The organism is Pelovirga sp. (assembly GCF_059864205.1).
This window is the reverse complement of the sequence record NZ_JCBCBS010000225.1, coordinates 1-10,791: the sequence shown is the minus strand read 5'-3', so window position 1 is coordinate 10,791 and position 10,791 is coordinate 1. Positions and strand designations below refer to the sequence as shown.

Annotated in this window: 13 protein-coding genes; 1 reads left to right on the top strand and 12 read right to left on the bottom strand. The window is 48.9% G+C overall.

Annotation, left to right across the window (positions count from 1 at the left end):
• The 7 genes from AC6F7T_RS14035 to AC6F7T_RS14005 form a co-directional block, all read right to left on the bottom strand.
• Positions 1–336, bottom strand: a 336-nt coding sequence (locus AC6F7T_RS14035) for a hypothetical protein (protein ID WP_500719858.1), incomplete at its 3' end; no start/stop codon positions are given.
• Positions 337–540: 204 nt separating this feature from the next.
• The gene (locus AC6F7T_RS14030) at positions 541–762 is read right to left on the bottom strand and encodes a hypothetical protein (RefSeq protein WP_500719857.1); all 222 of its coding nucleotides are present in this window, start codon (positions 760–762) and stop codon (positions 541–543) included.
• Between the two features lie 460 nt (positions 763–1,222).
• Positions 1,223–1,747, bottom strand: a complete 525-nt coding sequence (locus tag AC6F7T_RS14025; RefSeq protein ID WP_500719855.1) for a PEP-CTERM sorting domain-containing protein — start codon at positions 1,745–1,747, stop codon at positions 1,223–1,225.
• Between the two features lie 125 nt (positions 1,748–1,872).
• Entirely contained in the window at positions 1,873–2,649 is a 777-nt protein-coding gene (locus AC6F7T_RS14020) for a hypothetical protein (protein ID WP_500719853.1), read from the bottom strand.
• Positions 2,650–3,207: 558 nt separating this feature from the next.
• Positions 3,208–3,705, bottom strand: coding sequence for a ferritin family protein (locus tag AC6F7T_RS14015; RefSeq protein ID WP_500719851.1), 498 nt, complete (start codon positions 3,703–3,705; stop codon positions 3,208–3,210).
• Positions 3,706–3,725: 20 nt separating this feature from the next.
• Entirely contained in the window at positions 3,726–3,890 is a 165-nt protein-coding gene (locus AC6F7T_RS14010) for a hypothetical protein (protein ID WP_500719848.1), read from the bottom strand.
• Positions 3,891–4,110: 220 nt separating this feature from the next.
• The gene (locus tag AC6F7T_RS14005; RefSeq protein ID WP_500719847.1) at positions 4,111–4,530 is read right to left on the bottom strand and encodes a secondary thiamine-phosphate synthase enzyme YjbQ; all 420 of its coding nucleotides are present in this window, start codon (positions 4,528–4,530) and stop codon (positions 4,111–4,113) included.
• Positions 4,531–4,729: 199 nt separating this feature from the next.
• Between AC6F7T_RS14005 and AC6F7T_RS14000 the strand changes: the two genes are divergently transcribed.
• Positions 4,730–5,617: a glucosaminidase domain-containing protein gene (locus AC6F7T_RS14000; protein WP_500719846.1), complete on the top strand. Its 888-nt coding sequence runs from the start codon at positions 4,730–4,732 to the stop codon at positions 5,615–5,617.
• A 196-nt stretch (positions 5,618–5,813) separates the two neighbouring features.
• Here AC6F7T_RS14000 and AC6F7T_RS13995 read toward each other — a convergent pair whose 3' ends face one another.
• The 5 genes from AC6F7T_RS13995 to AC6F7T_RS13975 all read right to left on the bottom strand — a co-directional run bounded on the left by AC6F7T_RS13995 (position 5,814) and on the right by AC6F7T_RS13975 (position 10,620).
• A complete protein-coding gene (locus AC6F7T_RS13995; protein ID WP_500719843.1) occupies positions 5,814–6,884 on the bottom strand; it encodes a polysaccharide deacetylase family protein in 1,071 nt (356 codons plus the stop codon).
• Complete coding sequence (locus AC6F7T_RS13990; RefSeq protein ID WP_500719841.1) at positions 6,868–8,328, bottom strand: HD domain-containing protein; 1,461 nt, start codon at positions 8,326–8,328, stop codon at positions 6,868–6,870. The genes AC6F7T_RS13995 and AC6F7T_RS13990 overlap by 17 nt, the downstream gene beginning before the upstream one ends.
• A gap of 19 nt (positions 8,329–8,347) precedes the next feature.
• Positions 8,348–8,695, bottom strand: coding sequence for an HIT domain-containing protein (locus AC6F7T_RS13985; protein WP_500719840.1), 348 nt, complete (start codon positions 8,693–8,695; stop codon positions 8,348–8,350).
• 80 nt (positions 8,696–8,775) lie between these two features.
• Positions 8,776–9,540, bottom strand: coding sequence for a TlyA family rRNA (cytidine-2'-O)-methyltransferase (locus AC6F7T_RS13980; protein ID WP_500719861.1), 765 nt, complete (start codon positions 9,538–9,540; stop codon positions 8,776–8,778).
• A gap of 258 nt (positions 9,541–9,798) precedes the next feature.
• Complete coding sequence (locus AC6F7T_RS13975) at positions 9,799–10,620, bottom strand: SDR family oxidoreductase (protein ID WP_500719838.1); 822 nt, start codon at positions 10,618–10,620, stop codon at positions 9,799–9,801.
• Between the last annotated feature and the right edge of the window lie 171 nt (positions 10,621–10,791).

The window sequence follows — 10,791 nt, the reverse complement described above, 5'->3', positions numbered from 1 at the left end:
GTCTACGTTCTCAAACAAGGCCCAAAATTGAGCGTTTTTGAGTAAGAAATATTCAACTACTGGTGCACCCAAATAAAATGCGTAAATATTATCGGCGTCTGTAGCTGAGTAAGTTGTTTCACCATCTTTGACAACAAATGTTGCCGTTCCTGCTCCAAGAATAGAGTTGACCCACGCAGTTTCGGTATCTTCGTTTGAGTTAGCGAGGTTATCGGTTGCACCAAGAAAATTGTCGACGTCCCCTACATTAATACTGCCATTGTCGATTGTTATTGCAAAAGCCATCGGAACTACCAAAAACAACATCGCCACTAAACTAACTAAAATCTTTTTCATAACGCCCTCCTCGAGCATGGGTTAAGTCTTTCTTGTTCTATTGTATCAGCACATCCCATGCCAAATTTTAATCCATAACGATTTCTGTAACTTAGCAGCTATCCATAACCGACATCCATTCTTTGTAAAAAATTTCGACACAAAAAAACCGCGAAACGGAGAATTTCGCGGCGTATTATGATTGATGTGTAAAGTTTTTCGACGTCAGTAGCCGGCGAGGGCAACAAAACCTTGGGAAAAGGACACCAGGGCAAAAATCATCGGGATACAGACATTGGCGATGAAATGCAGGGTCAGCCCCTGGCTACGCCCCCAGACCTTCTTCATCACCACCAGATAATAATGTTCCTCGTCATCCATAAGGCGGATAAGCGCAACGCCCACCACGTAAACAGCGAATACACCCTTGATCAAATTGATGTCCATGACCGCCTCCCACATACCCGAAGCTTGCTGTTGTACCTAACCCTGCATAACTGCGATAAACATTTGCGATATAACGTTGTTATAAACATATCAAAAAGAAAATACTTATGCAAACGATGTTTTATCGTTTTTTGTTTTTTTTTCTAATTGTAGCGATATATGTTATTTTCACTTATTTTATGGGTATTTGTTCTGCTGAACGGAGACATTTCGAGAAGGTAAAAACAGCATATAAGAAAAAAATGCCGCTAAAACAGGTAAAGAAATCAAGATAAATATAAGGCAAGGACGTCTCTATATGACGCTGTTCTATTAAAAACAAAGACAACAATCGTGAAGGAAATGTCGGGATACGCCCTTTTGAAACGGGTCGCACCCCAGCCTGGAAGAATTAGCCCGAAAAAAAGTCCCGGCCGATATGGCCGGGACTTAGGTCTCGCTATGGAAGAAATAATTAACCCTAGATGCTAACCTTACGACGATACACGCCCATGCCTACTAATCCTGCACCTAAAAGCAGCAGGGTTGCAGGCTCGGGGACAGCCTGGGTATTGTTGAACACAGAGTAGTGCGATAGATCTCTGTCAATATTGCCAGGAAGAAAAAAAGCATTTAGTCCACTAACAACCCACACGTGAGAAATAGTTGCGTATTTTCCCAAGATGTAGTCAGCAGTCACACCAACAAACTCTAAACTAGCGAATGGTGAATCTATTTTATAAGAGAAAACCGCTTCGGGAAGTGGGTCAATATTGTTACTGGAACGAGTGTACACACGTGTGAACACAGGGTTCAGCGGCTCAGAAAATTCGGTATTAACATCCATACCAATGAGCTGATTCACATAACCAGTTTCAGCAACAGGGTTTGCAGGATCACTTGGACTAATTGACCCAAGATAATAGTCATCTGTGATACTTAGAGCAAATGCTCCCGATACACTGAACATCAACATTACCATCAAACTTAAAAATATTCTTTTCATATAGACCTCCGGTTCATGTTGTACTTTTTAAACAATGGTATTTTTAATTTTATTTTAATTAACATTGGATTTATTTAGATCAACCATAGCAAAACAACAAATTCATGTTCTTATTTTTTCTAATTTCAGTATAGATACCTTACAATAAAGGTTTCTGATGTATCAGGACTCAATATATAGTATCTAAATTCAAAACCATTATTTTCTATCTTACTATTTAAAACAAAAACCCCGATCAAATTTTCTGCTGGTGAAAACGCCGCACCTCCTAGAAAATCCTGATTTTCTGTGAATGCAATAACTTCAGTTCCATTATAAAGTTCTGCTCTTGTGATTCTGAAGGTTAATTCTGAATTATTTGTAATGGCAGCATAAAACTTTGATCCAGTAAGGTAATAAACTCCATCATCCGATTCGTATAAGGCGCTCCCATCGCCAACGATCGAAAATAATGACACGTAACTGTTTTCACTGATAATGATAGTTTTTACAGGATCTGATGCTACCCCGGTAGCAGCATCAAAAACGGTCAAATAGATTTCAAAGACTCCATCTACGTCAGCGGTAAAAGAAGAAGTAACTTCTTCAGGGGTTATTAAAACAGCGCTGCTGTCGGCAGGTCGCAAATTCATGTCCCAGCTGTAGGTCAGTAGTCCGCCGACTGGGCTGGTGGTGCTGCTGCTTGCGTCAAGCTGAACGATTTGCCCCGTTTCAATATACTGATCTAATCCTGGATTTGCTGTTGGGACGATGGATACATAATCACTTGCAGGAACACCGGGATCACTGGAACTGCCACCTCCCCCACCACCACCGCAGGCCACAAGAGCGAGCACACTGACAACCAGAGCTGAACACCTCAAAATCTGCCGAATGAATTTTTTCCACTGTAGCGGCATCATCAAAACCTCCCTAAATATAAAAACCAACCCATTCCGCGAGACATATCAACACCCTATATGCGCAACTAACATGCCACCACGGAGGACACCCTGAGAGATATGCTATCTACATGATTGTATTGATTAAATTGAGAACTACGGGGGGAGGGCTGAGTAAAATCCAGCAAAGACACCCATCATATTTGGCTTTTCTGCTACATATGATAGGTCTATGGTCCGCTTCAACTGAGCATTGGGAACAAAAAACAACAACGCACAAAAAAAAGGGTTCGACCATAGCAGCCGAACCCTTTGTCAACATCTTTTACTCTCACAAAGCCACGAAGACACCAAGACACCAAGAAAATCAATATTGAACGCAGATAAACGCAGATGTCACGCAGATTAAAACCTTTAACTTCAAAAAACAGTGCTTATCGTTTTAAGGTTTTAAACCCAGAATCTTTTTTTTGCTTTTGAGTTTATCCGCTTTCATCAGCGTCCATTAGCGTTCATCAGCGTTCAGATGTGCCTATAAGCTTTTCTCTGTGCCTTCGTGACTTTGTGTGAGGCCGTTTTTTAGTTCTCCGTCAAAAAAATCTTCTCATACAAATCTTCCAGAATCCGCAGATGCCGGGTTTCATCGGCCATCAGGCGCTTGAACAGTTCCATCATCGGCGCGCCTTCGCAGCCGCTGATCAGGGCTTTGTAAAATTTCACTGCCTGTTTTTCCATGTTAATGGCATAGGCAAGGCATTCACGGGCGTCAGCATCAGAGGATACTTTCTTTTGTTGAAAAATATAGTCAAGGTTCATACTCGGAATTTCTTCCGTCATCAGGTCTGAATTTTTATCAAACCCTTCAAACAACGCCGCTTCGATCAGATGCTTATGATTCAACTCTTCTTTTGCTGCATCGCGCAGGATCGCTTTGGCCTGACGATCCTTGACGATGCGAAAGGCATTGAGCAAGTTACGAAAGGCGCGTTCTTCCATGACAATCGACTTCTCCAGGGCCACTTCAAGGGTATAACAGATGTTTTTCTCTATTCCTGCTTCCTCGACAAAATCACTCATTAACTCTCTCCTTGTCTGGTTTAATAAATAACAATGTAGCCATGTTTGGTGGCAATGGCTGAAATCTCCAATAGATCCTGAATGTCATACTCGGTACCATCGAGAACAAAACGGTAGCCGCCCTCGGGTTTCTCCTTAGCCAGGCCGATGAGATATTCGAAACTGGCGGTTTTAATTGTTTCCATCTTTTTCTCGTTGTGTGGTTGATCGGCTTGATGCCGCCTGTTGTGGCGCCCAGCATAGCATATTATTGGTGCGGCGGATAAATAGTCTGTCATCCTCGAGGGCTTTAGTCGGGGATCCATTTTTTAACAGCCTGAAATCTCACTGGATTCCCGCTTCCGCGGGAATGACGCTCGATTGATTGCTTAACCACCGAAACAATAGCGCCAATCTGTGCTGCTGTCAGGTGCCGATGATTTTGACCAGCACGCGTTTGTGCCGGCGGCCATCGAATTCACCATAGAAGATCTGTTCCCAGGGGCCAAAATCGAGGCGGCCGGCGGTAATGGCGACAACCACCTCGCGCCCCATGATGGTTCTTTTCAGATGGGCGTCACCATTATCCTCACCGCTATCATTATGCCGATAACGGTTGATGGGCGCATGGGGGGCGAGCCCTTCGAGCCAATCCTCAAAATCCTGATGTAGACCCGACTCGTGATCATTGATAAAGACACTGGAGGTAATGTGCATGGCGTTACAGAGTAACAGACCCTCCTTGATGCCACTCTGTTCAAGACACTCGACGACTTTCGCGGTAATATTGACAAAGGCTCGGCGAGTGGGAATTTCAAAGGAAAGTTCTTTGCGATAGGTTTTCACGGCGCCTCCAGAGTCTGTCAGGTTCCGGCAAAACCGGTGCCGGATGCCGACATTGACATAATTTACCTGCTTCGGTATAACTTCGTGCTGACTTTTTGCATGACGATCAGGCTATTGAAAACCTTCCTGGGTTACAGCAAAACGACGTTAACCTCCCGCACCAGGGTGAGGTTCCACGCGGCACAAAAGGATGTTTGTATTGAAATCGACAACCCTGTTCTTCATCGTTCTGATGTTAGTGCTGCTGCTGGCAAGCTGCCGCGACAGCACCTTTCCGGTAGAAGAAAAAACGACGCCTGTCGTTGCCGGCGCGCCATCATATCAGGGGCTACAAGAAACATTCAAACGCTACAACTACCAACTCGATCAGATCGACGATGGGATACCCCCCTTGTTCGTCGAAAAAATGCCGGACGACTTAGGCCACATTGCGGAGACCGAAACGCGCAAGCGGCTATTTTTTAAAATCATGCTCCCCCTGGTGCTGCTGGTCAACGAGGAGATTCTGGCGGAACGTGAGCAGTTGCTTGCCATACAGCAACAGCTTGACCACTCAGACAGTTTATCTCCGGAACAACGTGCCACCCTGGAAAATTTGGCTGCGCGATACCGCGTTGACCTCAAAACTGAGGGTTTAGCAACGGCGATAGACATTCTCCTGCGTCGTGCCAACATTATTCCGGTTGAGCTTGCCCTGGCGCAGGCGGCCAATGAATCGGCCTGGGGAACCTCGCGCTTCAGCCTGGTGGCCAACAACCTGTTCGGGCAATGGACCTTCATCCCCGGCCAGGGGGTTGTCCCCGAGGGTCGCCCGGAAGGGGAAATTTACGAGGTGCGCAGGTTTTCCAACCTCTATGAATCTGTGCGCGCCTACGCCAATAACCTCAACACCCACCAGGCCTATCAAAGCTTCCGCTACCTGCGTGAAGACCAGAACATCGCGACCAAACCTGACGGCCTGGCTCTCGCGGAAGGGTTGCTGAGTTATTCCATTCGTGGCGAAGAGTACATTCGTGAAATTCAAGCGCTGATCCGTCACAACAATCTGCAGCGCTTAGGTGGCGCCAGCCTGCGGAAAACGGAATAACCCGAAGACCCTGTTTCTGGTCCACGGAAAACACGGAATCACACAGAAGTTCACATCATATAGAAAAACAGCTATTCACCAAACAGGTTACACAATAACGTTGCCTACATGTTCGATTCAGTGATTAACACGGATCTTCTTTGATGTTGTTCGTGCCTTCCGTGTCTTCCGTGGATAACTGATTTTCACAAGATGATTATTTACGCGGCGGATTATCGGCATTGATCCACAACTGACTGAACCACTGCCACCCGCCATCTGGCGCCTGCCGCGTCAGGGTATATTTGTTACGTCTACCCTTGAGGGGACTGTCACCCGTCACCTGATACCACCCTTCCCCACGTTCCTGATTGACACTGACCGTACAGCGGTTTGCGCCTTGAGCGAAACAGTTGAACTGAGTCGCACTGCCCGATATTCCCGGCATATAGAGATCGAGCACCGGTGGGGCCTTGGCAGTGTAAATGATTGAATCAAAGGGGTGCTGCTCAGCGACAACCAACGCCTTCATTACTGACTTTGATTTAAAATCATCGATGGTCGCAAATGGTCCGCCCATGGGAAAGCGCGGCAAGGTGAAGGGATCATGCGATGAATGAATCACTCCGGATTGCTGGGCAAAGGCAGCTATAAAGCCGAGAGCCTTCAAAACATCGATTATTTCAGAAGAATACTCACCATAGGGGTAAGCGAAGATATTCGGCGCAAAGCCCAGTTCGCGTTCGAAGGCATGCTGCGCTTTGAGAATGTCATCATGAACGCGCCGGCGCCATTGGGCATCTGTTTCCCCTGCCCCCTTTTCCACCAGGTAGGCATGGCCGGCCGTGTGATTGCCGATTTCAACCCCCTGTGCTACTACTTCACGAATCTGTTTCCAGGTCATGTAACCCGGGGTACCGACGGAATCGGTATTGACAAACAGGGATACGGGCACATCAAACGTGCGGATTACCGGCATGCCGGCTTCATAAAAAGACAGGTAGGAATCGTCGACGGTGATCATCACAGCACGTTCGGGCAAAGGCTCCCCGCGGGCCATGCGCTCAGCAACCTCCTGAGTCGATACAACCGGGATATTGCGTTCATGCAGGAATTCGAGCTGTTTGGTGAAGACATCGACAGCGATATTGGTTGAAGGGTAACGATTATCGTCAAAACGATGATAAATAAACGCATTGACCTGTCCGGCAGCGGCAACAACCGGCACCAGCAAACAAACAAACAGAAAAAAACCGACAAAACGAAACAATCTACGACTCCTTTTCATTTATTGATTCCACTTGCGCTGCCCGCACCTTGTTGCGCAGATAACGACGGATACTGTTCCGCGCCCGCGGGGTAATCGCCCACTCCAGCCACTTGGGCAACACTTCAGGTTCCTGGGCGGTTTCAACCATGACCTGATCGCCGTCAAGCAGTCGGGTTTTCAGTTGACGGATGCGGCCGTTGATCACACCACGGCGAGCACGCAGACCTACTGAGTCGTGAATATCGAAGGCAAAATCCAGAACACTGCTCCCTTCCGGCAGTTTGCGCACTTCCCCGTGCGGGGTATAGACCTGAATGGTTGCCGATGCCAACTTTAAGGATTCGGTATCGAAAGCCGACTCACCATCCATCAGGGATTGCATCAACACCCGGAAATTATCATGACGGAACCTGAAACCTGGCGCCAGCACCCCGGCAAGATTAAATCGTGCCAGTTTGCGCGTGGTGATTTCTATGCGCATCCGCTGCTCTTCCGCCTGCACGGTGGTTTTTATGGCCAGATAACCATGTTGCGAGGTCTGATTTAAATGATCCCGCAACTTGCCGGGAATCGGCGGAAACAAACTATGCAGGATGCCAAGAAACAGATAAGCGTCCATCATCCGGTCGACATGCACTTCCAGGCTAAAAAGGGCGACAAAACCGCGTCCCATCTCGCGCGCCGACTGGATAGTAAAGGGGCGCCAGCGTTCTTTTACCAGCACTGATAACTTCTGTTTTTCACAGGCAATGTGGATTTGGCCGCGGATCTGGCGCAGATAGCCTGATGTTTCTTCCTGGAGCGCAGCAAGGGCTTGCCGGTAACGCTTGGCACGCTTGGGATAAAGGACCGAATGCGACAGGGATTCAAGCTCCGTTGCCACATAGCCCATGCCGAGATGGCGCGCCAGAGGCACATAAACGCTACGGGTTTCTTCGGCGATCAATTTTTGTTTTTGCAGAGGCAGGGCATCAATGGTGAGGAGATTATCGATACGATCCCAGAATTTCAGACACAGAACGCGGATGTCGTCGATCGCAACCAGCAGGGTTTTTTTATAGGTTTCCTGCTTTAAATCCTCACGACTCATTAACCCCGAGGTCACCTTGGTCAAACCGTCAACCAGATGGGCAACCTCGTCACCGTATTTAGTCTGCACTTCTTCCAGGGTGACCGGGGTATCTTCGACGACATCGTGGAGCAAGGAGGCGATAACCGACGAAAAATCCATCCAGTGGCGAGCCGCCAGATGCGCTACCCGCAGGGGATGAAATATGTAAGGCTCCCCCGACTTGCGCACCTGCCCACGATGGGATTCCCGGGCATCACTAAGAGCCATCTCCAGGCGCGCAATTTCGCTATCAAGGACATCCTCCGAGAGCTCCGCGCCATAGTGGGTTACCAGCAACTCCATAATGTCGTGCATGAGGCGTTGTTCAGTTTTTATGTCAAACTTCACCATAGTAATCTACCAGTGTCATTTACCCGGGAGGCCAGGACAGTTGCCGTTGGCCAAGAAGATGAAAATGCAGATGCCAGACGGTTTGACCGCCGGCCTGATTACAATTGTTGACAATGCGAAAACCGTCCTGGGCGAAACCGAGGTTGTCGGCAACTTTTGCAGCAACCTGGAAGATATGACCAACCAGGGCGTTGTCTTCCGGCGTAAGGTCAAGGGTAGTCGGGATGTGCCGGCGTGGAACGAGAAGCAGATGGGTGGGTGCTTGCGGGTTGATATCTTCAAACACCACGACAAGATCATCCTGATAACGGATGGTTGCCGGTATGTCACCGGCGGCTATCCTACAGAACAGACAATCAGACGACATGAATCACCTCTATTCTGATGATGGTTTTATAATAAACTTTCTAACCCCGCATTCTAGCAAAGATTGGTGACAACAGCTAATCATTTGACATTTTCGCACAGGGTATAGTTGTCATTTTTTTGCAAGTGAATGAGGAACTCCCGGTTACCTTTTGCACCCAGCACCGGACTTTCAATAACGCCGTGAACGCGACAACCCAATTCACCTGCCAGGGCACGAATGCGCTCTACCACCTGGTCATGCAGTTCAGCGTCTTTGACAATCCCCCCCTTGCCAACCTGCCCTTTGCCAACTTCGAACTGGGGCTTGATCAAGGCAATAACATCAGCCTGGGGAGCAAGCAGGTGCAGGGTGTTGGGCAACACCTTGGCAAGCGAGATAAAAGAGGCGTCGATCACTGCCAGTTCGGGGACATCAGCTAAAGCATTGCGCTGCAGGTGCCTGATATTGCACCGTTCAAGGTTGATCACCCGCGGGTCCTCACGCAACGACCAGGCCAGCTGGCCATAACCGACATCCACAGCGTACACCCTGGCGGCACCATGCTGCAGCAAACAATCGGTGAAACCACCGGTTGATGCACCCACATCAAGGGCAATACAACCTTTGACCTGCAGATCGAAAGCCGCCAAAGCGCCTGCCAGTTTCAAACCGCCGCGGGAAACAAAAGGGATGTCATCTGATTTCAGGCGGATCTCGGCCTGTGGGTCAACCTGTTGACCGGCTTTGTCGATACGGTGGTCGTCAACGACCACATTACCGGCCAGAATCAAGGCGCGAGCCCGTTCACGCGACGCGGCCAATCCTCGTTCCACGAGAAGCATATCGAGGCGTTTTTTCATGATACGTACCGTGGCCGCCGGGGCAGCAAAGGGGAAGCAACTGGCGTGGTGATCCGGGCAGCTATGCGCTAACAACGCAGCGTTTTTAAACTCTAACAGTTCAGCACCGGATCTTCGGATCCTATGACAAGGGACGCGATTGTTTCCCGTTGAGTCATCCATGTCCGCTTGTTGTCGCCGTCCATGGCGATAAACACCCTTGCCACAGGAGCCAAAGGTCCTGCGCAAGGATAGTGCACAATAGTTACTTTAAACTAAGCGTCAGTCCAAAAAAAGATCGGGGAACAATGGACTATTGGGGTCGACAGCATAGTGGCTTAAATCGGTGATTCCTTCTTCGCGCAACACCTCTTCGTCAATAAAAAACCGACCGCCGGCATGACGACTATCCCGCGTCAGTAAATACCAGGCGGCATCAGCCATAATCTCCGGGACGCGGCAGTTTTCAGCTTTGACCGCGCCGCCAAGCATGGCAAGAGCGGCGGTAGCGATGACCGTTTTCGGCCACAACGCATTGACGGCAACGCCCTGCTCGGCATATTCAGCAGCAAGACCGATGACAGCAAGGCTCATTCCGTACTTTGACATGGTATAGCCGGCATGATGTTTAAACCAGCGGGGATCAAGGTTTAACGGCGGAGAAAAAGACAGGATATGAGGATTTTTTGCCTTGAGCAGATGCGGAAGACAATACCTGCCCGCCAGATAAGACCCACGAACGTTAACCTGGTGCATCAGATCAAAGCGCTTGACCGGCGTCTTTTGAACTCCAGCCAGAAAAATGGCGCTGGTATTGTTGATCAGGATGTCTATACCGCCGAAGGTATCAACAGCCGTTTTGACCGCTTCCTGCAACTGATTTTCATCACGGATATCAACGGCCAGGGGCAGGGCCTGCCCTCCGGCAGCGACAATCTGTTGCGCGGCGGAATAGATGGTTCCGGGTAATTGCGGATGAGCTTCTGTTGTTTTGGCCGCGACGACAATATTGGCACCATCAGCAGCTGCTTTAAGTGCTACCGCAAGGCCGATGCCGCGACTGGCACCAGTAATAAAAAGGGTTTTCCCGGATAAACTCCGCATTATTCCTCCACTGGTCTGCCGCTGCGCGGGGTCTACCGCTGCGCGATGTCTGCCGCTTTGCGGGGTCTACCGCTTTGCGGCGTCACTTGTCCATCGCTGCGCGATGTCTGCCGCTGCGCGGGGTCATTTGTTGAAAAACGTGAGCCGTGAACCGTGAACCGTGAGCCGTGA

Bases quoted from the DNA above. Each gene is read 5' to 3' on its own strand.
- AC6F7T_RS14010 (WP_500719848.1), bottom strand. From the start codon at position 3,890: ATGGAAACAATTAAAACCGCCAGTTTCGAATATCTCATCGGCCTGGCT.
- AC6F7T_RS14025 (WP_500719855.1), bottom strand. From the start codon at position 1,747: ATGAAAAGAATATTTTTAAGTTTGATGGTAATGTTGATGTTCAGTGTA.
- AC6F7T_RS14020 (WP_500719853.1), bottom strand. From the start codon at position 2,649: ATGATGCCGCTACAGTGGAAAAAATTCATTCGGCAGATTTTGAGGTGT.
- AC6F7T_RS13975 (WP_500719838.1), bottom strand. From the start codon at position 10,620: ATGCGGAGTTTATCCGGGAAAACCCTTTTTATTACTGGTGCCAGTCGC.
- AC6F7T_RS13985 (WP_500719840.1), bottom strand. From the start codon at position 8,695: ATGTCGTCTGATTGTCTGTTCTGTAGGATAGCCGCCGGTGACATACCG.
- AC6F7T_RS13990 (WP_500719841.1), bottom strand. From the start codon at position 8,328: ATGGTGAAGTTTGACATAAAAACTGAACAACGCCTCATGCACGACATT.
- AC6F7T_RS14015 (WP_500719851.1), bottom strand. From the start codon at position 3,705: ATGAGTGATTTTGTCGAGGAAGCAGGAATAGAGAAAAACATCTGTTAT.
- AC6F7T_RS14030 (WP_500719857.1), bottom strand. From the start codon at position 762: ATGGACATCAATTTGATCAAGGGTGTATTCGCTGTTTACGTGGTGGGC.
- AC6F7T_RS13995 (WP_500719843.1), bottom strand. From the start codon at position 6,884: ATGAAAAGGAGTCGTAGATTGTTTCGTTTTGTCGGTTTTTTTCTGTTT.